Here is a 25605-nt window from a genome sequence, read left to right as displayed (position 1 = left end):
ACGAGATATCGAGATGAATATAGAGAGCGTCACGCACCGCCGCCTGATGCGGGGTGCGTGACGCCATGCGCGCCGTTCCCGGCTATTGCACTATTGCGCCATGTGCGACATCGCGAAATCGCGATACCAGAACGCAGAATCCTTCCAGATACGCTGTTGCGTCGTGTAATCCGTATACAGCAGTCCGAAACGCTTCGAGCAGCCGAGCGCCCATTCGAAGTTGTCGAGCAGGCTCCACACGAAGTATCCGAGCACCGGCACACCGGCGTCCATGGCCTTGCCGACGGCTTCCAGATGCACGCTCAGGTAGTCGATGCGCTCCTGATCGTGCACACGCTCCACGCCGTTCTCGACAACGACCTGGTCGCGCAGTGCCATGCCGTTTTCCGTGATCATCAATGGCAGTCCCGGGAACCGATGTCCGAGTTCGATCAGCAGATCGGTCAGCCCCTGCGGGGTGACCGGCCATCCCATGTCGCTCACCGGCAGATGCTTGTCCACGTCCATCGTGTCGCCGGTACCGGGCACGCAGCCACGGTCCGCGGCGTCATCACGCCCATCCGGCCGCTGGGCGACGGCGACCGACGAATAATAGTTAATGCCGAGCGCGTCGATCGGCTGGCAGATCGTCTCCAGATCGCCCTCGTGCACGAACGACCAGTCGGAGTACGCCGAAGTCAGTTCCTTCAGCTCGTCCGGGTATTCGCCTTCCAGCATCGGTGACAGGAACACGTCGTTCGCCACAACCTTGCGCCGATGCACAGCGGCCGCGTCTTCCGGCGCATCCGACGACGGGTACGGCGTGGCCAAGTTCAGCACGACGGAGATCTGCGCGGAGTCCGGCAGCGCCGATCGCAGCGCCTGCACACCGAGACCATGCGCAAGGCTCAGATGATGTGCCGCCTGCAATGCCGCGCCCGGATCCTGAATGCCCGGCGCGTGTTCGCCGGTGCCGTATCCGAGGAACGAGGCGCACCACGGCTCATTCAGCGTCGTCCAATATTTGACGCGATCGCCGAGCCGTTCTGCCATGACATGCGCATATTCGGCGAAATACTGCGCGACGTCACGGTTCAGCCAGCCTCCACGGTCGGCGAGGACCGCCGGCAGGTCCCAGTGATACAGCGTCAGCACGGGCTTGATGTCGTGCGCGAGCAGACCGTCGACCAGCCTATCGTAGAAGTCGAGGCCGGCTTCGTTGACGTCGCCGACGCCGTTTGGTATGACGCGGCTCCATGCGGTGGAGAATCGGTATGCGTCGAGTCCGAGATCGGCCATGATGCGGATGTCGTCGTCAAGGCGATGGTAGTGGTCGCAGGCCACGCGTCCGTCGGTGCCGTCCGCGATCGCGCCGCGTCGTTTGACGAACCGATCCCAGATCGACGGTGATTTGCCGTCCTCGTTCCACGCGCCTTCGATCTGGTAGGCAGCGGTCGCCGCACCCACGAGGAAATCGTCAGAGAACTGTCTGGTCATCGAGATCATCCCTTCACTGCACCGGCCATGATGCCGGAGACCAGCTGCTTGCCCGCGACGAAGAACAGGAGCAGCAACGGCAGGGTGGTCAATACCACGCCCGACATCACGAGCGTGTAGTCGGTGAAGTGCGCGCCCTTGAGCGTCGCGGCGGCGAGGGTCAGCGTGGCGTTCTTGTTCGACCCGAGGATCAGCATCGGCCAGAAATAGTTCGTCCACTGGCCGATGAACGTGAACAGGAACAGCATGGCGGCGGCGGGACGCGCGGCCGGGACGCCGACCGACAGGAACGTGCGGAACATCGAGGCGCCGTCGACGCGGGCCGCTTCGATGAGCTCGTAGGGCAGGGCGTCCTGCAGGTACTGCGTCATCCAAAACACGCCGAACGCGTTGACGAGCGCGGGGATGATGACCGCCCACAGCGAGCCGAACAGGCCGGCCTTGTTGGCGAGGATGTACAACGGCACGACGCTCAACTGCTGCGGGATCGTCATCGTGCCGACGACGATGGTGAGCAGCACGTTCTTGCCGCGGAAGCGCAGCTTGGCGAACGAGTAGCCGGCGAGTGTGCTGAAGAACACGGTGGAGATGGAGACGATCAGCGACACAAAGAGCGTGCCGCCCAGCGCGTTCCAGAAGTCCATCGCCTGGAATGCCGCCGCCATGTTGCGCAGCAGTCCGCCGCCCGGCTTTAGTGCTTCGACGCCGTACTGCGTCGCGGTGCTGTCCTGCGACGCGATGGAAACCGCATAGTACAGCGGCAGCATGAAAATGAGGATGACGATGGCGAGCGCCGTGTACGTGCCGGCGCCGGCGCGGCGGCCTTCCGAGGTCACGCCGAGATGGTTGCGTTTGCGCGCCGCGGCACGGGCGACGCCCTTGCCGTACGCCTGTTCCAGCGTCTGCACGCCGAGATCGTCACGTTTGGTGTCTTGCTTACCCATGATCGATGTTCCTTCCTACCCTGCTACTGTGCAGAAGATTGCGCGGTCTGCTGTTCGGCCAGACGGCGACGGCCTTCGACGCCGGAGCGGATGGCGAACTGACGGTCGCGTTCGGCCTGCGCCGCGCGCTCGGCGGCCACTTCCTTGCTGACCTTGGCCATGCCGCCCGATGCCATGCGGTTGGTGATGAAGAAGTTGAGGATGGCGATGAGCACGATGATGATGAACAGCAGCCAAGCGACGGCGGCCGCGCGGCCCATGTTCGGCTGGCCGATGGTCACGTTGTTGAAGCCGAGCGTCCACAGGTACATGGAGAGCGTGAGGTACTGATGGTTCGGACCACCGTAGCCGGACGTGCCGTTGTGGAACATCTGGGCTTCGTCGAAGATCTGCAGGCCGCCGATCGTGGAGGTGATGATGACGAAGATCAGCGTCGGACGCAGCATCGGCAGGATGATCGAGCGGAAGATGCGCCACTGCTTGGCGCCGTCGACCACGGCGGCTTCAATCACGTCGGCCGGGATGGCCTGCATGGCGGCGAGGATGATCAGCGTGTTGTAGCCGATCCAGCGGAAGTTGACGATGGTCGCGATGGCGATGTGCGACCAGATCGTGCTGGCGTGCCACATGATCGGGCTAAGTCCGACGGCCTGCAGCAGGACGTTCACCGCGCCCATCTTGTCGGAGAACATCTGCGAGAAGATGATGCCGGCCGCGGACGGGGCGATGATGTACGGCAGCAGCACGCCCATGCGCCAGAAGGTCTTCGCCTTGAGGTTCGCGTTGAGCATCCAGGCCAGCCACAGCGCGATGATGATCTGCGGCACGGAGCTGAGCAGGAAGATGGAGAACGAGTTGCGCAATGCGATCCAGAACGAATCCTGATGCAGGACCCACTGGAAGTTGCCCAGCCAGGAGGCGGTGGTGCCGCTGTCGCCGCAGACCTGACCGCAGACGGCCCAGCCGGAGTCGCCGGTCAGCGTGTTGTACTGGCGGGTGGCGATCCACACCGTGTAAAACAGCGGGAACAGGCCGACAAGCGCGAACAGGATGAAGAACGGCGCGATGTACAGGTACGGAGAGGCTTTCCACTCAAGCTGCCCGAGTCTGGTTCTCAGCGAGGGGCCGGGCGTTCCCTGCTGCTTGGTGTTGCGTGACGACATGTGCTTCCTCCTATCACGCTGCGGGTCAATGGGTGATGCGATGGATCGGACGGGCAGAGTGAGACTGCTGCGCTGATTTTGGATATAAAAAAGGTGGGATCAGCGTTGATTTCAGGACTGACCCCACCTATATGGGAGAGGATGAGGAGCGGTGGTTACGACAGGGACTTCACGTCTTCGACGTACTGCTTCCACGCCTGGTCAGCGGTCTGCTCGCGGGTCACGTCGACTCGGCTGAGCGCGTCGGTGAACTTGGTGTCGAGATCGTAGTAGCGGGTGCCGCGGTACGGGGCGACCTTGATGGCGTTGGCACGATCGGAGAAGATCTTGCCGATCGGCGCGTTGTTGAAGTAGGAGTCGGTCACGTCGACGATTTCCGGATCCTCGGCGGCGGTCTTGGAGCTCGGGAAGCTGCCGGTGGCCTTGAACGCCTTGACCTGCTGCTCGGGGGCGGTCAGCCACGCGGCGAGCTTGGCGGCCTCGTCCTTGTTCGGGGAGCTTTCCGGAACGACCAGGAAGGAACCGCCCTGATTGGCGCCGCCGCCCGGGGCGACGTCGGCGACATCCCAGCCCTTGAAGTCCTCACCGGTGTTGCCCTTGATGGTGTTGCCCAGCCAGGACGGGCACAGCGTGGTAGCGAAGCCGTCATCGGTCTTGAACGCGGCGTTCCAGTCGTCGGTCCAGTTGGTCAGGTGGGAGGACATGTCGGTGGTGGCGGTCAGCTGATCGTACAGCTTCTTGACTGTGTCGTCGGTGGCGACGATCGTGCCGTCCTTCTTCTCGTAGACTTCCTCGACCTGGGTCTTCATCACGCCCCAGACGGCGGCCATCGAGTCGTACCACGGCAGACCGGTCTTCTCGTGGTACTGCTCGCCGACCTTGAAATAGGTGTCCCAGTCGGCGTTGTCGCCACCGAGCAGCTTGGCGACTTCGTCGCGGTCGGTCGGCAGGCCGGCCTTGGCGAACAGGTCGGAGCGGTAGCACACGGCGGTCGGACCGATGTCGATGCCGGCACCGACGAGCTTGCCGTCAGCGGACTTGGCGTCGGCTTCCTTCCAGCTCAGCCAGTCGTTGTCCTTGGTGTAGGAGGTCAGATCGACGAACTTGTCGGGCATGGCGGTGATCGACGGCATCCATGCAGCATCGGCGGAGTAGATGTCGTAGGCGTTGGTGCCGGAGGAGATGGCGGTGTTGAACGCGGAACGGGCGTCGTCGGACGAGGCGACCGCGGTCTCTTCGATCTTGACGTTCGGGTGCGCCTTCTCGTATTCGGCGTACAGGTTGGCGCCCTTCTCATCGAAATTCAGGCCACCGGAGAAGCTCTGGATCTTGATGACGACCTTGCCGTCCTTGGTGGTGGACGAGGAATTCGAGTTGCTGCCGCAGGCCGCGACGCCCATGAGGATCGCCATCGAAGCGGTCAGGGCCATGATCTTCTTCGCCTTCATTTCCCTTGTTCCTTTCTTATCACCCGGCACTGCCATGTGCCCAGCTTGTGTTGCTGCGCAGGTGTTGCGCCCTCTCCGGTATCCGTTTCGGAAAGTACTTACACTATAGATTCGAACCGGTTCGAATTCAAATCGGCAAAGTCTGCAAACGCTTGCAACCATTGAATTCAAACCAGTTCGACGGCGTGTCGCAAGGACCTCAATGTCCAAACCGGTTCGACATTTTCGCCCTATCAGCGCGACGGCATCCGGCAAAAACCGCGTCCGTCGCATCCGCACGACTCACAAACCCCTGAGTGGCGGTTTTCTCTCGCTGGGGCATGCCCCAGCGAGAGAAAACCGCCACTCAGGACACGGCCAGTGCAACCCACGCATCCGACCGATCCGCGAAACGGTCAGGGAGCATCAACGCCGCCGGACGCACGGTCAGACACGTCCGGCGCCCCCAGCCGACAAACATCCCAGCCACCGCCAGGCACACAGCCGAACGACCGCACAGCCACGCCACGGAACACGCAACGACATCACCGGAGCGCGGAACGTCAACGCGTCGTCGAGCCAATCCGCAACGTCATCGGTACACGATCCGCACCGGCGTCATCGACTTCCCCCGCACTCGGCCCTTCGACCAACTGCATCAGCCTACGGGTCAAGAGTCGCGCGATCGCATCAAAATCCTGACATATGCTGGTCAGACCGCCGCCGGACAGCCGCGTCACATACGTACCGTCGTACGCCACGATCTGCACATCCTCCGGCACGCGCAACCCGCGGGAACGAGCCTCCTCGACGCACAACGCGGCCGTGATATCGGCGCACACGATCGCATCCGCATCCGGGTAACGATCGAACACGTCATGCGCGGCACGGGCGTAGGAATCGAAATCATCGACCTCGCCGGATTCCATGAAGCTCCAACGAACGCCCGCCTGCGGCAGCATCGACCGAAAGACCAGATATGAGGACAGCGAATGATACGACGTACTCAGATACTCCGCGTCGGCACCGGATGCCAGCAGATCAGCCAGATCATGAAACTGCGATCGCGGCCCGCCCAGATTGACGACATGCCTCGCCCCGGTTCGAATCAGCAGATCGCACACCAGCCGGCTCCCCTGCTCATGATCGGAACCGACCGTCGGCACGCCCATGCCGAGATACCTGTCGAACGCCACGACCGGATGACCGATACTCGTCCAGTAATCCGCGGAATGCGAGGTGTGCGCGCCCATGATGATGCCGTCCATCATGCGCCGGCGCAGCATGTCGACGTACTCCTCCTCGCCGCGCTTCATATCACTGGTCGAGCATGGCAACGCCAGCATGCCGCGCTCCTCCAATGCGGTCTGCAGCGAGGCGAACAATGTCGCGAAGAACGGGTGACGCAGCGTCGGCAGAATGACACCCACCGTGTTGGTGCGGTTTTTTGACAGGTTGCGCGCCAGCTCGTTCGGCACGTAATGCAGGGCGTCCATCGCCCATTCCACACGCGAGCGCACGTCGTCCGAAACATGCTCGCCGTTGTTGATCACCAGCGATACCGTGCTCAGCGAAACCCCGGCCTTCTTGGCAACATCGCGCATGCCGACCACCGTTCACCACCTCGTTTCATCAGGCTGCGACGCACCCCCCCCGGAACATTCGCGATCGACAGTTGCGTTCCGCAGGCGCGCAGGCATTTTCTTTCCGACATCAACTTATTATGCCAACATTATGCCAAAGTCGGCGACGCGCTCAGCCGATGTGGATTCGGAGCGCTTCTGCGCAATCCACGGCGCCGGTTCCTCTTCCTCACAACGGACATACAGCCGATTTCGGCCGGGTAATCGGCTGTATGTCCGTTGAGGAGGAAAGAGCGGAGAAGAGCGTACTGCGAGTCGCGAGCCAGCCCGTCAGCATGCCACGAGTCATCTATCTGGGGCCAACGTGCCGTTCATCGCACCAACTCACCGCCTACCGCGCCTCGCCTACCGCACTGCGCCGCACTGCATCCCGTCGCTTACCGCACCGCACTGTGCCGCACTGCATCCCGCCGCCTACCGCACCCGGCCACATCGCGCCTCGTCGCCAACCACGTCCCACCGCATCCGCCCCCGCCCACTCCCCGCAAAAATCGGACACGATACACGGCGGATACGGCGAACGGCCTACAATAGCGGCCATTGCATACGGTTGCATTGCCGACGATACGCGACGCCACGCCAGCAGCACGGCACGCCATCGTTGCACATGCACACCACGCATACGGACCACGTATACGAACTGCGCATACGGACCACGAGAGAAAGAAGCATCAGGCATGGCAGAGCAGCATGCACCGACCGGCCCCGGCACCGGCCTGTTCTACGGCTCGAGCGAATCGATCAGCCTCGCCGGCCCGAGCATCCTGCTCGCCTATCTTGTCGGCGGCCTCGCGATCTTCATGATCGTGCGCGCGCTGTCCGAGATGTCGGTCGAGGATCCGAAGGCCGGCGCGTTCAGCTACTACGCGAGCCGCTACTGGTCGAAGCGCGCGGGCTTCGTCTCCGGCTGGAACTACTGGTTCAACTACATCCTCGTCTCGATGGTCGAGCTGTCGGTCGTCGGCAGTTTCGTCAACTACTGGTTCCCGAACATCCCGCAATGGGTGTCCGCGGCCGTGTTCCTCGTCGTGATCGCCGCCGCGAACCTGCTCGGCGTAAGCAAGTTCGGCGAATTCGAGTTCTGGTTCGCGATCATCAAGATCGTGGCCGTCGTCGCGATGATCCTCGGCGGCCTCGCCGTGCTCGTCGCCGGCCTGCCGACCGACTCGGGCATCAAGGCGAGCTTCGCGAACTGGTTCGCGATCGACGGCGGCTTCTTCCCGCACGGCCTCATGCAACGCACGGCCGACGGCCAGTGGACCGGCCTGCTCATGGCCCTGTGCGTCGTCATGTTCAGCTTCGGCGGCACCGAACTCATCGGCATCACCGCAGGCGAGACCGAAAGCCCGCGCACCACGATCCCGCGCGCGACGAACGGCATCATCTGGCGCATCCTCGTGTTCTACATCGGCGCGATCGGCGTGATCATGGCCGTGGTGCCGTGGAACACGATCGACGGCAAGTCCAGCCCGTTCGTGCAGATCTTCGACTCGGTAGGCGTGCACGCGGCCGCCGGCATCCTCAACTTCGTGTGCCTGACCGCCGTGATGAGCGTCTACAATTCCGGCCTCTACGCGAACTCGCGCATGCTGTACTCGCTCGCCAAGCAGGGCAACGCGCCGGCGTATCTGGGTCGCCTGAACTCGCGCGGCGTGCCGGTCGCGGGCGTGATCACCTCCGCGATCATCACCGCACTCGCCGTGGTCGTCGTGTTCCTGTGGCCGGAGTTCGCGTTCAACTATCTCATGTCGATCGCGACGATCGCCGGCGTGATCAACTGGTCGATGATCATGATCACGGAAGTGCATTTCCGTCGCGTGGTCGCGGCGGGCGACGGTCCGGCTGAGTTGGCGGGATTGCACGGTTCCGAAGCGTTGGATGCGATCCATTTCAAGCTGCCGTTCGCGCGCGTGATGCCGTACGTCGTACTCGCGTTCCTCGCGCTCGTCGTGGTGCTCATGTGCTTCTCGCCGAGCTACCGCGTGGCCGTGATCGCCGGCGTGATCTGGCTGGCGATCCTGCTCGCCGCGTACCAGCTCACGCAGGTGCGCAAGTAGCGCACGTCATTCGTCACTCCCCAACGGACATACAGCCGATTGTGGTGGGCAAAACGGCTGTATGTCCGTCAACCCTGACGGACATACCCAACAAAAAACGGACATACAGCCGATTCCATAGCCGGTTTCGACTGTATGTCCGTTGAGAAAAACGACAGCGTCCAAGAGACGTCCAGTGGTGGCTCGCGACACCGATCCGCCCCTTACGTCAGCACTCCTCTCCTCAACGGACATACAGCCGATCGAGGTGGGCGAATCGGCTGTATGTCCGTTAGACAGAATGCGAATCAACGCTCAGCTCAGCCGCGCCCTTAGCGCGATATCGCGCCTACTCACTCCTCAATGCACCCACCCCTCAACGGACATACAGCCGATTCCGCAGTCAGTATCGGCTGTATGTCCGTTGTCGTTATGTGTCAGTCACGCACGCGTCAGTCAGTCGCGCGCTCGCGCTTACCGCTGCAACTCACGCGCGGTGGCGACGGCGATCGACAGCGACGGATCGGCCAGCGGAATCATCATCGACTGCGTCGCGTGATACAGATCCGACTTGCCCGGCCACACGGTGCCGATCACGTGGTTCTCACGATCCAACTGGTGGAACCACGAACCGTGCACGTGATCGATCACATACTCATCGGCGTACTGCAGGAACGTCGCGTACCAGTCGGCGTACTCCGCCTTGCCGGTCACGTGCGCCAGCGTCGACGACGTGTTGATCGCCTCGGCGAGCGTCCAGTGCATGCGGTCGTGCACCACCGGCTTGCCGTCCCAGTCGGTCGTGTACACGATGCCGGGCGCACCGTCCGCGTCCCAGCCGTCCGCGACGGCGCGACGGAACAGATGCTCGGCCGCGTCGATCAGCTCCGCCTTGCGCGTCTCGTCAAGACCACGCGCGCTCAGCGCGTACTGCGTGATCAGTCGCGCCCACTCGATGCCGTGGCCGGGCGTTGCGCCGTACGGCTTGAACTGGTCGTCCTTCTTGTCGGCGTTGCATTCGAGGTCGAGCGACCAGTCGGAGTGGAAATGCTCGGGGATGCGCCAGTGGTTGTCGGACGCCCAGCCGAGCACGTGGTCGATGATGCGGCCGGCGCGCGTGCGCCACGATTCGTCGCCGGTCACGTCGGCCACGGCGAGGAACGCCTCGACCGAGTGCATGTTGGCGTTGAGGCCGCGGTACGGATCGAGTTCGGTGAAGTCCTCGTTCCACGTGTCCACGGACAGGCCGATCTCGTCGTCCCAGAACCGCTTCAGGAAGACCTGCTGTGCGTCGGCGAGCAGTTCGGCGGCGCCCGGCCGGCCGAGCAGCGTGGCGGACGACGCGGCGAGCAGCACGAACGCGTGCGCGTAGCACTGCTTGGTGCCGATATGGCCGCCGTCCGGGGTGACGGCCGCGTACCAGCCGCCGTTCGCGTCGTCGTGCAGCTCGCCGGTGAGGCCCTTGAGGCCGGCGTCGACCAACGCCTCGGCCCCCGGATGGCCGACGAACGCGGCCAGCGAGTAGACGTGCGTCATGCGGCAGGTGATCCACGTCTCGCGGTTGCGGTCCTTCCACGGCGTGCCGTCGTCGCCGAGCCAGTAGGAGCCGCCGCCGGGCGACGGGAACGCGTGGCCGAAGTTCATGAGGCTGTCGCGTTGCGCATTCAGCCAGGTCTTGTTGTCGGGATTGTCGAGTGTGTACTGAGTCATATGATCTCCTTGCGTCGGTCGTCGCTGAACCGGTTAAGTATTACTGATCATACGACTGACGGACGATGCGACACGCCGTCCGGACCGTCCGGCGGACGACGATACGCGCGACACGCCGCTCACCTGATCACGACACGCTTGATACGACCCGAACATCGGCGACGATCCGCCGATCCGGAAAACGCATCAAGCGCGTCGTGATCACCCGGCCGGCGTGTCGTCACTCCAGATGCGCGTTCACGATGTTCTTCACCTTCCGCGTCACCGCGATCGTCCCCGCGTTGGTCAGCTGAATCATGAACAGGAACGTCGTTCCCGTCGCCGGATCGTTGCTGAAGTACGTGCCGAGCCACCCGTCCCAGCCGTATTCGCCGACGCGCGAGATCATCGTCGACTTCCCCGGTTCCTCCACGATGCGCATGAACGTGTTGTAGTTGCACCCTGGCTGCCAACCCTCGAAATCCGGGTAATGCCGCGCGAACAGCGCCCCGGACGTCATCATGCGCACGGTCGCCGGCTGCAGCACGCGCACGCCGTCCAGTTCGCCGCCGCCGAGTAGCATCTGCCCGAACCGCGCGAAGTCGTCGACGGTGGAGCGCAGCCCCGCGCCGCCAGCCTGATATGCCGGGTCCTCGGTCGCCGCGTATGGCACGCCGAGATGATCGGTGACGATCTCACGCAGAGGGCCGCCCGCGTTTGCCGGGTCGATCGGATTGTCGGGATTGTCGTACACCGCCGCCAGACGATCGATCCGATCGGCCGGCACGTAGAACGCGGTGTCGCGCATGCCGAGCGGCTCGAACAGTTCGTCGCGCAGGAAGTCGCCGAACCGCCGTCCGCTCACGACCTCGACGATCGCGCCGATCACGTCCGCGCTCGTGCCGTACATCCAGCGCGAGCCCGGCTGGAACCGCAGCGGGCAGCCGCCGAGCCGGTTCGCCAGTTCGACCGTGCCCATCGGATGCGGCCCGTGCAGCCGCGCGTCGAGTTCGTCGAAGACCTTGCCGACGAGGCGCCCGGCCTCGAAGTTCGCGTCGCCGTACGGCAGGCCCGAGGTCATGGTGAGCAGATCCTTGACGGTGACCTCGCGCTCGGCCGGCACGGTGCGTTCACCGTCGCCGATAACTGAACCGGTTGAGCCAGCCTGATCGGTCGGGATGTCGTTGGTCAGCCAGTCGCCCGCCGAACGATCGTCCGCGAACTCCGTGGTGACGCGCTGCCCCTTGAATCCCGGCAGATACTCGCTCACCGGCGCCGCGAGATCGAGCAGTCCGCGTTCGACGAGCATCATCGCGGCCGTGCCGGTCACCGGTTTGCTCTGCGAATACAGGCGGAAGATCGTGTCGCGGGTCATCGCCTCGCCGCGCTCGATATTGCGCATGCCGGCGCTGGCCTGCCATCGTTCCTCGCCATGCCGCACGGCCAGCATCGTCGCGCCGGCGATCTCGCCGCGATCGACCGCCCGGTCCATCGCGTCCTGAATGAGTTCATTGGTCATGGTCATATCCCCCTTCTACGCTCGACGACACGCCGATCAAGTGATCACGACACGCTCGATACGTTCCGCACATCGGCCGTATCAAGCCGATCCCGAAAACACATCAAGCGTGTCGTGATCACCCCACCGGCGTGTCGCACAACCACACAACATCACACATACATATCCGGCAGCGTATCCGCCAACCGCATGAAATCATCGCGCACGAACCTGCGGAAATCCTCGGCGTACGGCGAGTCCACGGTCGGCGTGCCATACGCGCCGGTGTCCTCCGCCCCGTCGAAATTGCACCACGGCAGGTACCACAGCGCGCGGCGTGTGTACTCGTTCGCCTTCGCGGCGCTCAGCAGGAACGTCGTCCACGGCGTGTTCGGATCGTCGCCGTACGCAGCCGCGAACTCACGCGGCGACCCAACCTCCGTAACCGCCGCCAGCCGCCCGCGTTCCTTGCCGAGCCGCCCGATCAACGTGAGAATGCGCACGAACTTGTCGTGGCGTTCGCGCGGATCGGCCGCTTCCGGACCGGAAAGCGGGCGGTCGATGTCCCAGTAGTCGTCGAGTCCGAGCACGTCGACGTATTCGTCGCCCGGATAGCCGCGCAGATAGCCGGCCTCGAGCGTCTCGTCGTCGGTCATGTCGATGCGGCTGCGATCGGGCGAATAGGCGTACAGCACATGATGCACGCCACGCACATCGCGCAGGTACTCGATGGTCATGCGCCACAGCGCGGCGAACTGTTCCGGCGTGGTGTCGGTCGGCTGCGCGGGCGAGCCGGGACACCACCAGAACCAGTCGCCGGTATGCTCATGGAACGGGCGGAAGACGATCGGGATCGGCTCGCCGGCGGCGTCGCGCACGCTCAGCAGGAAGTCGGCGAGATGGTCGAGCCAGCCGATGTACTTGTCGTGATGCGCGCCGCCGGGCAGCACCGCCGCGACCGATTCGGGGGCAAGGTTGTCGCCGTAGCCGCCTCCGGTGATCGGATTGACCGAATGCCAGCTGAATGTGACGATCGCGCCGAGTTCGACTGCGCGGCGGGCTTCGCTGCGGATGTCGGCGAACGGCACGTGGTCGATGTTCTCGTCCCAGCCGAGTTCGATGCGGCCGAGGTCGGCGCCCCACACGGCGGGGTATGAGCCGGTGACGGCGAGCGTGTCGGAGTCGGCGTCCGTGGTGTGGTGGGCGGAGGTGTCGCCTTGATGGCCGAACATGGCGAATTCGCCGGCGTGGGCGTGCAGGGCGTCGAACAGCGCACGGGTGCGCGGGGTGAGTTGCGGGTCCACGGGGGTGGTCATGTGATGCTCCTTTGCTGTTGATGACGGCGGCGTGGCGGCGGATTGGCTGCGACACGCCGGCCATGTGATCACGACACGCTTGATGCGTTCCGCACATCGGCCATATGCAGCCGATTCCGAAATCGCATCGTGCGTGTCGTGATCACTCCGCCGGCGTGTCGCTGCGCGCGCCGCCCGCCCGACCGCCGCTCAGATCGCCTCGAACTCAAGTACGATCGCCTGCATCGGCCACAGGTTCGGCAGTTGCAGCCCGACGCTGCCGAGCAGCAGTCCAGGCGCAATGAATCCGCCGTCCTCCTGCGCGGCGGTGAGCCATTGCGGCGTCACCCATCCCCAGTGCGATTCGCCGATCTCGCGCCGCATCCGCACGCGATAGGTGCGTGCCGGGTCAAGTCCGGTCACGGGCAGCCGCTCGGCCAGCCAGTCGCGGATGTTGTCGGTGGTGGCGACGACCCATACGGCGTGCGTGCGGTCGTCGTTCACCACACCGCGCGCCCGCAACGACGGGTCCTTCAGGTCGGCGTGCATCACGCGGCCGGTGTGCAGCAGTCTGCGCAGCTCCTTGTACAGTGCGACGAACGATTTCAGCACGTCGATCTCGGCGTCCGTGCATTCGAGGATGTTCCACTCGAATCCGGAGCAACCGGTTAAGGAGATCGCCGCACGGTAGCTCAGGTCGGTGGCACGGGCCGTGGAATGCGCAGGCGACGGGCCGACGTGCGCGCCGATCATTTCGGGCGGCACAATGAGTTCGGTCCAGCGCTGAATGTCGACGCGGTCGCGCGGATCGTTGGAATCGGACGCCCAGATGCGGTCGGCGTGCTGCAGGATGCCCGCGTCGGTGCGTGCACCGCCGGACGAGCAGCTTTCGATCTCGAGCCCAGGGAACCGTGATTTCAGTTCGTCGAACAGGCGATAGCAGGCTTCGGTCTGCTCGTGCAAGCCGAAGTGTCCGTCGTGCATCGGCTCGGTGACCTCGCGGTTGTGATCCCACTTGATATAGTCCACGCCGAGCCGTTCGACCAGCGCGGCCATCTGATCGCGCACGTGTGCATACGCGTCCGGATTGGCGAGATCGAGTACGTACTGCGTGCGATATGACAGGTCCTCCCTACACGGAACCGCTTCAGGTGCGGCAAGTATCCAATCCGGGTGCTCACGTGCCAGATCGGAGTCGAGGTTGACCATCTCCGGCTCGAACCACAGGCCGAACTCCATGCCGAGGCCGTGCACGTGCGCGGCCAGACCGTCAAGCCCGGCCGGCCACACCTCCGGATCGACCACCCAGTCGCCGAGCCCGCGCGTGTCGTCGCGGCGCTCGTGGAACCAGCCGTCGTCGAGCACGAACCGTTCCACGCCGACCTCGGCCGCGCGATCGGCGAGTCGTTTGAGCGTCGCCTCGTCGTGGTTGAAATACACGGCCTCCCACGTGTTGAGCGTGAACGGACGCGGCTTGGCCGTGACGTCCACATGCCCCGGCAGCGAGCGCAGCCAGTCGTGGAAGCGGTCCGCGATGCCGTCCAATCCGCGCGACGAGTAGGAGAAGCACACTTCCGGCGCGGTGTAGCTTTCGCCGGGCGCGAGCCGCACCTCGCCCGGTCCGAGCAGTTCGCCCGCACCGAGCATCGGTTCATGCGCGGGCAGATTGTCGACACGGTACGTCTGGTTGCCACTCCACGCGAGATGACAGGCCCAGATCTCGCCCGACTGCGAGCGCGGCGTGCCGACTGAAGCGATGAACATCCATGGGCTGTCGTGCCCGGTCTTGCCGCGGCGGCAGTCGCGCGTGACCGAGCCGACCGGCAGCGCGGCGGTGGCGGGTTGCTTTTCGAGCGGCCAGCGACCGGTGAACTGGGTGAGCGTATCGACGCGTTTCGGCATGGGCAGGGTGGCGTCGAGCCAGTTGACGGACAGTGGTTCGGCCGCGTTCGCAACGGTCTGCGCGACTGACTGGTCGGCGACTGGATCGGCCGTATTGGTGATCGTATGCCGTGCGATGACCAGCCCAGATGCGGTGATGCGCAATGCTGCGATCAGACGCAGTCCGTTGACGTCGTCCGTTGCGGTGACGGTGATCGATGACTGATCAGCGATGGTCTCGACGTGCGTCCAGCGCGCGTAGACCGGTCGGTCGCCGCGACTCGCCTCGAGTCCGGCGCGTCCGGCCCAGCCTTCCGCTCCCTGCGGGATGAGCGACGGGCGCCATGCGGCGTCCGGCTTATTCGGCGGCGTGTCCTTGAGGGTCATCGCGTCGAGCGCGGCAAGCGCGGACTCGCTGAGCGGGCAGCCGTCCGCCGAACCGGCGACGTCACGTCCCCAGTACTCCACCTGCGGCATGTCGTCCGCCGGGGTCTTGAGTATCACGCATACGCCGCCACCACGCAGCACCGCGTGAGGTCCTTGGTCAAACATCATTGGTCTCCTTATGTCATGGCTTCTGTCACGTCGGTCACGTCCGTCATATCGCGGGCGACACGCCGATCATGTGATCACGACACACCCGATACGTTCCGCACATCGGCCATCTACAGCCGATCCCGAAAACACATCGTGCGTGTCGTGATCACTCCTCCGGCGTGTCGCCTCACGCGCCGCCCCTCAGAACTGCGCGTCCCCGCGCACCCACAGCGGCACATAGTCGAACCCGACGCCCGTCTCACGCCGCCACGCGCCGGCCGCAAGCTCCACGACCTCGCCGGTGAACCAGTTCGTCCAGCGCCCCGCCGGCAGGTAGTACTCGACGTCGCCGGCCCGCGAGAACACGGGCGCGACGAGCAGGTCGGGCCCGAACATGTACTGCCGGTCGAGCTGCCACGCAGCCGGATCGTCGGGAAACTCCATGAACATCGGGCGCATGATCGGCGTGCCATGTTCGTGCGCCTCCTCGCCGCACCGCACCAGATACGGCAGGAGCCTCTGCTTGAGCTTGGTGAACTCACGCAGCACCTCGACCGCGCTCTGCCCGGCCGGAATCTCACGCCCGTGCTCGCGATCCCAGTCGTCGAACAGCCACGGCACGCGGTACAGGCGCGAGCCGTGCAGACGCGAGTGCGAGCTGAGCAGGCCGAACGCCACCCAGCGCTTGTACACGTCGGAGTCGGGCACGGTGTCCTCGAAGCCGCCGATGTCATGGCTCCAGTAGCCGAAGCCGGAGCTCAGCAGCGACAGGCCGCCGCGCAGGCTCTGCGCCATCGCCTCGAACGTGGACTCGCAGTCGCCGCCCCAGTGCACGGGTTCCATCTGGCCGCCGACCGTGGCCGAGCGCGCGTACAGCACCGCTTCGCCTTCGCCGCGCTCCTCGGTGATCGCCTCGAACACGATCTGGTTGTACAGCTGCGTGAACCAGTTGTGCATGAGCGCCGGGTCGGTGCCGTCGTGCCAGACGACGCCGCGCGACGGGATGCGTTCGCCGAAGTCGGTCTTGATCGCGTCGACGCCCTGCCGCAGCAGCCCCTTGATCTTGCCCTTGTACCATGCGCGCGCGTCCGGGTTGGTCACGTCGATGATGCCCATGCCGGACTCCCACATGTCGGTGCGCCAGACCTTGCCGTCATCTCTCCTGAGCAGGTAGCCGGCGGCTGCGGCCTCGTCGTAGACGGCGGATTCCTGGCCGATGTACGGGTTCGTCCACACGCAGATGTGCAGGCCGAATTCGTCGTGGAACCGCTTGAGCATGGCGGTCGGGTTCGGGAACTGATCCTCGTCCCACGTGAAGTCGCACAGCTGGAACGGCTTCATCCAGAAGCAGTCGTAGTGGAAGGCGCTGAGCGGGATGTCGAGGTCGCGCATGCGCATGACCATTTCGGAGACGGTCTGCTCGTCGTAGTCCGTGGTGAACGAGGTGGACAGCCACAGGCCGTAGCTCCATTCCGGCACGATCGGCGGACGGCCGGTGAGCGCGGTGTAGCGGTTCAGTATTTGCTTGGGATTGTCGCCGCGAATGACGAAGAACTCAATCGATTCACCCGGGACGGAGAACTGGACGGCCGCCGCGTTTTCGGTGCCGACTTCGAACGACACGTGACCGCGGTGGTTGACGAGGACACCGTAGCCGCGGTTGGTGAAGTAGAACGGGACGTTCTTGTACGCCTGCTCGCTTTGCGTGCCGCCGTCCGAGTTCCATACGTCGATGGACTGGCCGTTCTTGACGAACGGGCCGAAGTGTTCGCCGAAGCCGTACACGTTTTCGCCGACGCCGAGGTGCAGTTGAACGCGCATGTAGCGGTCGGACTCGTCGGCGGCGCGGCCGGTTTCGCTCGCACCGAACTCGCCGACCGGGTCGCTGGCGACGGGTGCGTCGGGGTCGAGCGTGAAGTGGGCGATGGCACGGCCGTTGGCGGCGGTGAGCGGGGTTTCGGCTGCGGTGGCGTCCGCGGCAGCCGCAGCGCCCGGCGCACCCGCGGCCGTGTGCAACCCAAGGAAATCCATGGAGAACGGCGTGCCCTTGGCGATGGCAACCTTGAGGTCGCCGGTGGTCAGCGTGCCGTCGCCGGTCGTTTCGTCGATGGCGGCGACACCGACCGATGCATCGTCGCCGGGGACGATCGGGAAGCCCTGGCCGACGGATTCGCCGCGCCAGCGTTCGATGTTCACGCGCGCGACGCCCTCCATCGGCGACGACACGGTAATGGTGAACGTGGCGAGGTTCATGGTATGGCCGACCGACAGGATCCTCGTGCTCGGCACCAGCGCGCGCAGTGCGGACGCGTCATCGCCGCCGCCGTATGCCGTGGTCGTGATCCGGTAGGTCTCCTCGCTCGCCGCGCGCTGCACATGCGGGCGGACGCACCAGTAGCCGTCAGTGAACTTCATCGTCGCTCCTTTGCTTGATCCTGTGCTGTTGATCAGGTCCGCGTCAACCGTGTCCGCGAATCGTAAGTTTTTCGATAAAACTATATCGCGACCACCAGCATATCTTAATCGGTTAAGCAACACGCGGTTTGTTTTGTTATACTGAATGCGTCCACATACACGACAGCAACGCGGCAAGGGTGTGATCATGACTGAGAATCGGCGGAATACCAACGATACGCAGGATCAAGCCGCGCAGAACATCACGGGCCACGCAGCACGGGCCACTTCCGATTCCGACGCACAGACCGCCGCATCACAGGCCGCCGGTGGCGAACCGCCGCGGAACACCGCGCCGCAGCAGGGCAACACGTCGGCGTCACGGCGTCACCACCCACACGACGCAGCCGGTATCATCACCGACGATCAGGCCGCGGCGATCAACACACTGTCCGGCGGCATCGCCTACCGCGGCAAGTCGCGCGTTGCGACGCTGATCGCATTGCCGAACGACCGCAAATGGCCGTATTTCCGCGATCAACTGCTCGCCCGTACGCTCGCTGTCGCGGCGGCCGTCGCCATCATCGTCTATCTGGCCGTGCAGATCCTCACGCCGGTGGCCGCACCGCAACTCACCGTCGCCGTCGTACGCGGCGCACTGAGCGATCAGGACGCGACGACATTACAAACGCAGGTAGCTCAATCGCTTAAGTTGCCGGAGGGGCGCGAGGGCGGCGTCACCATCGACGCCGGCTACGATCTGACCGACAACAACAGCCTGACAAAACTGCAGACGCGACTGTCCGCCAACGAAATCGACATGATCGTCGCCTCGGCCGACGATTTCGCCAAACTCGCCGGGTACGGCTACTTCCAGCCAATCACAAAGACACTCACCGCCAGCCAGAAGTCCGCGCTCAAGGACGCGTTCGCCTCGTTCCGCGGCTACGACGACTCCCGCGACACCGACATCGACTACGACGGATCAGGCAAAGGCGCAAGTGAGCAGTACGGGCTGCGTCTCGCCGACGCCAAGGACTGGGACGCGCTCGGCTCGGCCGATAAAAGAGCGCTGACCGGGGTCATCGTCGGCGCGAAGAACAGCGGCAACGTACAGCGGTTCATCGACTATCTGTTCCAGTGACCGTGACGACAGCCGCAGTCTCGATCACGGCAACGCAACGACAGCAGCAGTACCAGCAGGGGGGCATCACATGAGAATCGCACAGCAGGACAATCCGTTCAACGCGTTCATGTCGCGCGTCGGCGACCTCGCGCTCGTCAACATCGCATGGGCGGTGTGCTGCCTGCCGGTCGTGACGATCGGCGCGTCGACGGCGGCGATGTACGAGGTCGTGCGCAACCTGCACGAGGACAACGATGCGCACGTGATCCGGCAGTTCGGGCGGGCGTTCACGCGACGGTTCGGCGCATCGCTCGCGTTGGAGCTGATCGCGGCCGCGTTCGTCGGACTCGGCACGTTCGACCTGTGGTATCTGACCAAGGTGGAGGCGAACGCGCAGTTTGCGTCCGTTGCATACGGTGTCATCATGGCGATCGGTGTCATTGTGATGGCCGGCGCCGGATTCGTGTTTCCGGTCACGTCGCGGTCGAAGCTGGGCGTGGGCGCGCAGATCGCGCAGTCGTTCCGTGTGGCGTTGGCGCACCCAGTGGTCACGTTGGAGGTGCTCGTGCTGAACCTGCTGCCGATCGCGATCGCGACGTTCGTGCCGGGTGGATTGTTCCCGGTCGTGTTCTTCTGGGGACTGCTGCTCACCGCCGCCAGCGCCTGGCTCATCATCCGGCTCATGCTCGAGGCCGGCATCATCGCCCTCCCCGCCAAGTCCGCCGCCCCCGAAGACTGATCCCCGGACGCGGACCCCGTCCCTCACACTCTTTCCCCTCAACGGACATACAGCCGATTTCACCCCCAGTTTCAGCTGTGTGTCCGTTGAGATGTAAAAACGGGAATACAAAGCCATTATACTTATGTAAAAACGGGAATGAAAAAGCATAAATTATTATGTTTTTCCGTAATCTCCCATATTTTTCAACACCTGAAGGACGCGCTCATGATCACACGCAAAGCATACGCGGAACTCGCGGAATGGAAGCGTCGGAAAACCCGTCAGGGGCTCCTCGTCACCGGCGCGCGACAGGTAGGAAAGACAACGCTCATCAGGCAATTCGGCGCCGACAACTACCGCCGCGTCGCGGAGATCAACTTCATCGAAACACCGCAGGCCGTGGAAACCGTCAGCAAAGCCACCGACACGAACGACCTGCTGCTACGTCTGTCGGTGCTGTCCGGCGTGCAGATCACGCCAGGCGAAACGCTGTTGTTCCTTGACGAGATTCAGGCATGCGAGGACATGCTCACGTGGCTGAAATTCCTGTCCGGAGCCAAAGGGCTGGATGTCATCGTCTCCGGATCACTGCTCGGCATCGACGTGTTCAATGTGCGCTCGATTCCCGTCGGTTTTCTGCAGACCATACGCATGTATCCGCTGGATTTCCGAGAGTTCTGCGCCGCATGTTCCCTGCCGGAGTCGGCAATGGGCACCGTCGCCGACTGCCTGCAGGATCATCGTCCCATCCCTGGTTTTCTGCATGCCAAGCTGACCGACCTGTGGTACAAATACCTGCTGATCGGCGGCATGCCTGACGCCGTGCAGTCCTTCATCGATTCGTCCGACATCACCACGGTGCGCAACACGCAGCAGGCCATCTTCGACACCTACGAATACGACATCACCAAATACGTCAACAATCCGGTCGAACGGCGGCACATCAAGACCATCTACGAGATGATTCCCAGCCAACTCAACGCCGAAAACAAACGCTTCAAGTTCTCCAAACTCGGAGAAAACGTACGGTTCGCGCACATGCAAACCGCGTTCGACTGGCTCGCGAACGCAGGAATCGCGCTGCCGACACCACGAGTACAGGATCCGGAATACCCTCTCGTCGCACACGACGACCTCAGCTCGTTCAAACTGTATCTCAACGACGTCGGACTACTCACAGCGCGACTGATGCGCAGCGTTGATCTGGATATTATCAATCACCGTTCGACCATGAATTACGGTTCGATTTTCGAGAATGCCGCTGCGCAGGAACTGTTCGCACAGGGATTCGGCCTGCATTACTACAATCGCAGCAGGATCGGCGAAGTGGATTTCGTCATCCAGCACGGCTTGGATTCCGTCTCGCTTGTCGAGATCAAGTCCGGCAAGGATTACACGCGTCATCGTGCGATGAACAACCTGCTTGCCACCGGCAACTACGATTTCGCACACGCCTACGTGTTCCATGATGGCAATGTCGAGGTAACTGATGCCAGCGACGGTCACATCGGCATCGAATATCTGCCGATCTATGCGATCGGATGGCTAGATCCGACGCACTGATTCCGACTTGCTTGACGGACAACCAGCCGATTGGGGGCACGAAATCGGCTGGTTGTCCGTTAGGAGGGAGGGAACGCCGTCACCCGACGAGCGGACCGCTGGAGTCGCGGAAGACGAGCTCGCTGGGGGCGTCGGTCGTGGATTTGACGTCCTGACCGTCGATCATGCCGAGCAGCATGCGCGCGCACGCGCGACCACGGGCCACGACATCGCGGCTCAGCGCGGTGATGGACGGCATGTTGACCTGGCACAGGAACGAGTCGTCCCACGCGATGATCGACAGCTGGTCCGGCACGCTGATGCCGAGCTTCTTGGCGGTGCGCACGGCCGAGACGGCCATGACATCGTTGTCATAGATGATGGCGGTCGGCGGCTTGGGCAGCGACAGCAGCCGTTCCGTGCACTTGCGCCCGGATTCGGGCGAATAGTCGGTGTGGAAGCAGCTGTACTGCAGGTCGAGTTCGGCGGTCTCCTCCATGAACGCGTTGTCGCGGATGAAGGTGTGGCTCAGTTCCTCGGGTCCGGCGATGCGGGCGATGCGCTGGTGTCCGAGCTCGTGGCAGTAGTCGACGAGCAGGTGCGCGGTGCTCTGTTCGTCGTCGGACAGTGCGGTCAGGCCGCCGGCGACCGACGAGTCGCACAGCAGCAGCACCGGCATTTCGGGATGTTCGGAGAACAGTTCGACGCGCGGATCGCCGAGTTCGATGTTGGTCAGCAGCACGCCGTCGACGCCGCCGGTCGCGATCCAGTCGCGCAGCACGTCCATTTCCGCCTGCTGGTTGCTGGCGTAGCGGATGGTCAGCGAGTAGCCTTCCTTCTCCAGTTCGGAGGTCAGGCCGGCGATGAGCTCCATCGTGTACGTTTCGACAGACAGCACCTGCGTATCGTAGGTCATGACCATGCCGATGGACTGCACGCTCGCGTTGGACAGCGATTTGGCGGCCATGTTCGGACGCCAGCCCATTTTGTCGGCGACCTTGAGTACTTTGTCGCGCGTTGCGGCGGATACGCCCGGCTTGTCGTTCAGGGCGTAGGAGACGGCACTGCTGGATACGCCGGCGGCTTTGGCCACGTCGGAGATGGTCACCTTTGACTTGAGCATGGTTCCGTTCTCCTTTCTTACTGTAGCGGTTGAGTACGGTTATGACTGCTACTTATTGTACCGACGATGTGGCGTGGAATGACTGTGTGTTATGGGATATGACGGTCTTGGCTCCCCGACTGTCAGCGGAGCTGGCCGAGGGACGAGAGGGCGATCTCGCCCTGCTCCCCTCAGTCAGCTACGCTGACAGCTCCCCTCGGAGAGGGGAGCCGAAAAGGGTCAGCGCTTGAGATCGTTGGCAGTGCGCAGCACGTTCGACGCGGCGAACGCGGCCGGGTCGAGTCCGGCGGCGGCCGTGATGTGCCACGTCACCGATTCGCCCGGCAGCAGTGTGACCATGCCGCCGTCGATCGACGCGTCCTGGTCGACCTTGTCGACCATGCAGAACACGTCGCGAACGTACGCATGCGCGGTGACGGTCAGATCGTAGCCACCGTTCTCATTGACGACAACGTTTGCGTCGATCGGCGTACGGTCGAGCTGCTGGTCGATCACGTCGGCCGGGTTGTAGATCACGCGCGCGAACTCGGCCGCACCGTCGGCACCGTCAGTCACAGCACCGTCAGCGGAGCCCGCGACCGGCGTCGCCACGAGAATCTCCCGCGACGGATCACCGAACGTCACCACCGACTCGTCCAACGTCAGCGTCACATGCCCCGGCTTGCCGGCCTCGAACGTCACGTCGAACGACTGCGACGCAAGCACCGCATCGTCGGCGATGTCACGGCGTTCCACCGTCCACGTGCCGCTCCACGCCGCACGCGTATCGTTCGCCACGACGAGCGCGAGCTGATCGGTCGCGGTCGGCACGCCCTCCCAGCTGTGGTCCTCGCGGTACTGCTCGCTCGTGCGCGGCTGGATCGTCGCGAAGCACGGCGCGAAGAAGTCGCGCGACGCGTACCACAGAGGCTTGCGGTGGCCGTAGTAGTCGACGGCCGCCCACGAGACGACCGGCCAGTCGTCGTTGAGCTGCCAGATCAGCGCGCCCGCGTTGACCGGTTCGAGCGAACGCATATGTTCCACGCCGAAGCGGATCGCCTGCGCCTGCTGCAACTGGCACGCCCAGTGCCAGTCCTCGATCGACGCCCACTCGTCGGTCGGGATGAGCCAGCTGTGCTCGCCGTCGGACGGCTTACCGTTCACCACGCCGCCGTAGCTCACGTCGTTGATGTTGCCCGGCGTCAGGTGCGAGCGCATGCCGCGGGCGAGCTTGATATTACCGCCCATGGCCTTCTGGTGCACGAGCATCTGCTTGCCGAACGGCTCGAGCGTCTCGTCGTGCACGACGCGGGTGAGCGTGCTGAACGCCGGCGGCGCCTGGTAGCCGAACTCGTCGGCGAAGCGCGGCGTGTAGTCGGCGTACTTGCGGTAGTCGACGCGATTCCACACGTCCCAGATGTGCATGGTGCCGTCCACATCCTTGTTCGCGTCGACGAACTTGGTGAAGCTCATCGGCGAGCTCGGCAGGTAGACGTGCGTCGGGTCGAGTTCGGCGAGCAGCTTCGGGAACAGATCGGCGTAATAATAATCGCCCCAGCCCTTTTCGCCGTAGCCGTACTCGTTGGCCGGCTTATCGTCGTCGCGCAGCGCCTGCTTGAAGCCGCCCCACTCGGAGTAGGCCACGTAGTTCTCGTTCGAGCCGTTCCACACGGTCAGGCTCGGGTGCGAGGAAAGTCGGCTGATATGCTCACGTGCCTCGGCCTCGATCTCGGCCTTGGTGTCGGCATCCTCCGGATAGGCGGCGCAGGCGAGCATGAAGTCCTGCCAGACCATCACGCCGAGTTCGTCGGCGAGGTCGTAGAATTCGTCGGATTCGTAGATGCTGCCGCCCCAGGCGCGCACCATGTTCGAATTCGACTCGACGAGATCGGCAAACCGCGCCGCGTAGAACGCACGGTCGCCGCGCGACAGGAACGCGTCGATCGGCACCCAGTTGTAGCCGCGCGCGTGCACCGGCACGTCGTTGACGTAGATCTGGAACGGGCGGCCGATCTCGTCGGCGCGGGTGTCGACGTGGACGGTGCGGAAGCCGACGCGGCCGGTCCACTTGGCGTCGGCGGACACGTCCGCGGGCGCGGCAGAAGCGCCGGCGGTCACGGTCACGTCGTACAGCGGCTGCTCGCCGTAGCCGAGCGGCCACCAGCGGCGCACGTCCGGCACGACGGCGGTCAGCGTCGCGGTGTCGCGTCCGTACTCAACCTCGCCGGAAACGGTAACGTTCGCACCGAACCCGGCCACGGTCACGCTCACCGGCACCGGCTTCTGCTGCACGTGCGCGTCGGCCGAGGTCATGACGCGGCCTTCGCCCTCGCGTTCGATCTCGACGGTGGTGGTGAGCACGCCGGAACCGTCGGGGCGCACATCGACGAGCGGGCGCACGGCGGCAAGGCGCACGCCGGACCACGAGTCGATGCCGATCTCGCGCCACATGCCGGCGTTCGCGACGTCGATGCCCCAGTCCCAGCCGAACTGGTAGCTCGGCTTGCGCAGCTGGTTGAACGCGTGGTGTTCGGTGTGCGGGTAGTAGCCGAGCACGCGTTCGCGACGGTCGGATTCACGTACGGACGACGCGAACGTGACGGTGAGTGTGTTCTCGCCGTCGCGCAGCTGGCCGAGCGCGTCCCAACGGTAGGAGCGGTGGTAGTTCTGCGCGTAGCCGACGAACTGGCCGTTGATCGCGACGGTAGCGACGGTGTCGAGCCCGTACGCGACGAGATCGTGGCGGGTGCGACCGTTCGCATGCCATACGAACGTTGTCTCGAACTGCCAGTCGATGTCGCCGATCCACTGCTGGTAGTTCTCGTTGTCGCCGTCGAACGGCTCGTCGATAAGACCGGCGGCGAGCAGGTCGAGGGTGACTTCGCCGGGGACGGTGGCGGGGATGCCGGCGGCGATGGCCTCGCGGACCTCGGCCGGGGCGACCTGCGGGTTGAGCGCGCGAACCGTCCAGCCTTCGGTGAGCGAGCGGAAGGTTTCGGGAGTGTGGGTCATGATGAACGTCCTTGTTGTGATGACGGGTTGGAATGGATTGTATACGTTACGTGATGATGCGACTTGAGGGGAGCGGGAGCGTCGACTCCTTACTCCCCTCAGTCAGCTGCGCTGACAGC

At 64.0% G+C, this 25605-nt stretch carries 15 protein-coding genes and 1 pseudogene; 4 read left to right on the top strand and 12 right to left on the bottom strand.

The window, feature by feature from the left end; translation table 11 throughout:
* Positions 1–90: 90 nt before the first annotated feature.
* The 5 genes from DSM100688_RS10385 to DSM100688_RS10365 form a co-directional block, all read right to left on the bottom strand.
* Positions 91–1476 (bottom strand): GH1 family beta-glucosidase, encoded by a 1386-nt coding sequence (locus tag DSM100688_RS10385; protein WP_152359026.1) that lies wholly within the window; start codon positions 1474–1476, stop codon positions 91–93.
* Positions 1477–1481: 5 nt separating this feature from the next.
* Positions 1482–2420, bottom strand: a complete 939-nt coding sequence (locus DSM100688_RS10380) for a carbohydrate ABC transporter permease (RefSeq protein ID WP_152359025.1) — start codon at positions 2418–2420, stop codon at positions 1482–1484.
* Positions 2421–2443: 23 nt separating this feature from the next.
* Positions 2444–3583 (bottom strand): carbohydrate ABC transporter permease, encoded by a 1140-nt coding sequence (locus DSM100688_RS10375; RefSeq protein ID WP_152359024.1) that lies wholly within the window; start codon positions 3581–3583, stop codon positions 2444–2446.
* Between the two features lie 155 nt (positions 3584–3738).
* A complete protein-coding gene (locus tag DSM100688_RS10370; RefSeq protein WP_239519440.1) occupies positions 3739–5031 on the bottom strand; it encodes an ABC transporter substrate-binding protein in 1293 nt (430 codons plus the stop codon).
* A 542-nt stretch (positions 5032–5573) separates the two neighbouring features.
* Complete coding sequence (locus DSM100688_RS10365) at positions 5574–6623, bottom strand: LacI family DNA-binding transcriptional regulator (protein ID WP_152359023.1); 1050 nt, start codon at positions 6621–6623, stop codon at positions 5574–5576.
* A gap of 737 nt (positions 6624–7360) precedes the next feature.
* Between DSM100688_RS10365 and DSM100688_RS10360 the strand changes: the two are divergent.
* Positions 7361–8710, top strand: a pseudogene (locus DSM100688_RS10360) (amino acid permease); the annotation flags it as partial.
* Between the two features lie 453 nt (positions 8711–9163).
* On the opposite strand, the gene DSM100688_RS10355 reads toward DSM100688_RS10360, so the two are convergent.
* The 5 genes from DSM100688_RS10355 to yicI all read right to left on the bottom strand — a co-directional run bounded on the left by DSM100688_RS10355 (position 9164) and on the right by yicI (position 18004).
* Complete coding sequence (locus DSM100688_RS10355; RefSeq protein ID WP_152359021.1) at positions 9164–10399, bottom strand: AGE family epimerase/isomerase; 1236 nt, start codon at positions 10397–10399, stop codon at positions 9164–9166.
* Between the two features lie 220 nt (positions 10400–10619).
* Positions 10620–11897 carry a serine hydrolase domain-containing protein gene (locus tag DSM100688_RS10350; protein WP_204316733.1) on the bottom strand — a complete coding sequence of 426 codons (1278 nt, stop codon included), beginning with the start codon at positions 11895–11897 and terminating at the stop codon, positions 10620–10622.
* A gap of 152 nt (positions 11898–12049) precedes the next feature.
* Positions 12050–13192, bottom strand: coding sequence for a glycosyl hydrolase (locus DSM100688_RS10345; protein ID WP_152359019.1), 1143 nt, complete (start codon positions 13190–13192; stop codon positions 12050–12052).
* A gap of 189 nt (positions 13193–13381) precedes the next feature.
* Entirely contained in the window at positions 13382–15607 is a 2226-nt protein-coding gene (locus tag DSM100688_RS10340; RefSeq protein WP_239519441.1) for an alpha-galactosidase, read from the bottom strand.
* 183 nt (positions 15608–15790) lie between these two features.
* Positions 15791–18004, bottom strand: a complete 2214-nt coding sequence (gene yicI / locus DSM100688_RS10335) for an alpha-xylosidase (RefSeq protein ID WP_152359018.1) — start codon at positions 18002–18004, stop codon at positions 15791–15793.
* 187 nt (positions 18005–18191) lie between these two features.
* On the opposite strand from yicI, the gene DSM100688_RS10330 reads away from it, so the two are divergent.
* The 3 genes from DSM100688_RS10330 to DSM100688_RS10320 all read left to right on the top strand — a co-directional run bounded on the left by DSM100688_RS10330 (position 18192) and on the right by DSM100688_RS10320 (position 21393).
* Positions 18192–19127 (top strand): hypothetical protein, encoded by a 936-nt coding sequence (locus DSM100688_RS10330; protein WP_152359017.1) that lies wholly within the window; start codon positions 18192–18194, stop codon positions 19125–19127.
* Between the two features lie 70 nt (positions 19128–19197).
* Positions 19198–19848 carry a YesL family protein gene (locus DSM100688_RS10325; protein ID WP_152359016.1) on the top strand — a complete coding sequence of 217 codons (651 nt, stop codon included), beginning with the start codon at positions 19198–19200 and terminating at the stop codon, positions 19846–19848.
* A 207-nt stretch (positions 19849–20055) separates the two neighbouring features.
* Complete coding sequence (locus tag DSM100688_RS10320; protein WP_152359015.1) at positions 20056–21393, top strand: ATP-binding protein; 1338 nt, start codon at positions 20056–20058, stop codon at positions 21391–21393.
* Between the two features lie 79 nt (positions 21394–21472).
* On the opposite strand, the gene DSM100688_RS10315 is transcribed toward DSM100688_RS10320, so the two are convergent.
* Both DSM100688_RS10315 and DSM100688_RS10310 read right to left on the bottom strand, forming a co-directional pair.
* Positions 21473–22495: a LacI family DNA-binding transcriptional regulator gene (locus tag DSM100688_RS10315; RefSeq protein WP_152359014.1), complete on the bottom strand. Its 1023-nt coding sequence runs from the start codon at positions 22493–22495 to the stop codon at positions 21473–21475.
* A 219-nt stretch (positions 22496–22714) separates the two neighbouring features.
* The gene (locus DSM100688_RS10310; protein ID WP_152359013.1) at positions 22715–25486 is read right to left on the bottom strand and encodes a glycoside hydrolase family 2 protein; all 2772 of its coding nucleotides are present in this window, start codon (positions 25484–25486) and stop codon (positions 22715–22717) included.
* Positions 25487–25605: the final 119 nt, after the last annotated feature.

This window comes from Bifidobacterium ramosum, from assembly GCF_009299505.1.
In the GTDB taxonomy this organism is placed as follows: Bacteria; Actinomycetota; Actinomycetes; order Actinomycetales; family Bifidobacteriaceae; genus Bifidobacterium; species Bifidobacterium ramosum.
This window is presented reverse-complemented; position numbering and strand designations above follow the sequence as displayed.

Excerpts from the sequence above, each read along its gene's own strand:
- DSM100688_RS10385 (WP_152359026.1), bottom strand. The coding sequence starts at position 1,476 with ATGACCAGACAGTTCTCTGACGATTTCCTCGTGGGTGCGGCGACCGCT.
- DSM100688_RS10380 (WP_152359025.1), bottom strand. The coding sequence starts at position 2,420 with ATGGGTAAGCAAGACACCAAACGTGACGATCTCGGCGTGCAGACGCTG.
- DSM100688_RS10375 (WP_152359024.1), bottom strand. The coding sequence starts at position 3,583 with ATGTCGTCACGCAACACCAAGCAGCAGGGAACGCCCGGCCCCTCGCTG.
- DSM100688_RS10370 (WP_239519440.1), bottom strand. The coding sequence starts at position 5,031 with ATGAAGGCGAAGAAGATCATGGCCCTGACCGCTTCGATGGCGATCCTC.
- DSM100688_RS10355 (WP_152359021.1), bottom strand. The coding sequence starts at position 10,399 with ATGACTCAGTACACACTCGACAATCCCGACAACAAGACCTGGCTGAAT.
- DSM100688_RS10350 (WP_204316733.1), bottom strand. The coding sequence starts at position 11,897 with ATGACCAATGAACTCATTCAGGACGCGATGGACCGGGCGGTCGATCGC.
- DSM100688_RS10345 (WP_152359019.1), bottom strand. The coding sequence starts at position 13,192 with ATGACCACCCCCGTGGACCCGCAACTCACCCCGCGCACCCGTGCGCTG.
- DSM100688_RS10340 (WP_239519441.1), bottom strand. The coding sequence starts at position 15,607 with ATGATGTTTGACCAAGGACCTCACGCGGTGCTGCGTGGTGGCGGCGTA.
- yicI (WP_152359018.1), bottom strand. The coding sequence starts at position 18,004 with ATGAAGTTCACTGACGGCTACTGGTGCGTCCGCCCGCATGTGCAGCGC.
- DSM100688_RS10330 (WP_152359017.1), top strand. The coding sequence starts at position 18,192 with ATGACTGAGAATCGGCGGAATACCAACGATACGCAGGATCAAGCCGCG.
- DSM100688_RS10325 (WP_152359016.1), top strand. The coding sequence starts at position 19,198 with ATGAGAATCGCACAGCAGGACAATCCGTTCAACGCGTTCATGTCGCGC.
- DSM100688_RS10320 (WP_152359015.1), top strand. The coding sequence starts at position 20,056 with ATGATCACACGCAAAGCATACGCGGAACTCGCGGAATGGAAGCGTCGG.
- DSM100688_RS10315 (WP_152359014.1), bottom strand. The coding sequence starts at position 22,495 with ATGCTCAAGTCAAAGGTGACCATCTCCGACGTGGCCAAAGCCGCCGGC.
- DSM100688_RS10310 (WP_152359013.1), bottom strand. The coding sequence starts at position 25,486 with ATGACCCACACTCCCGAAACCTTCCGCTCGCTCACCGAAGGCTGGACG.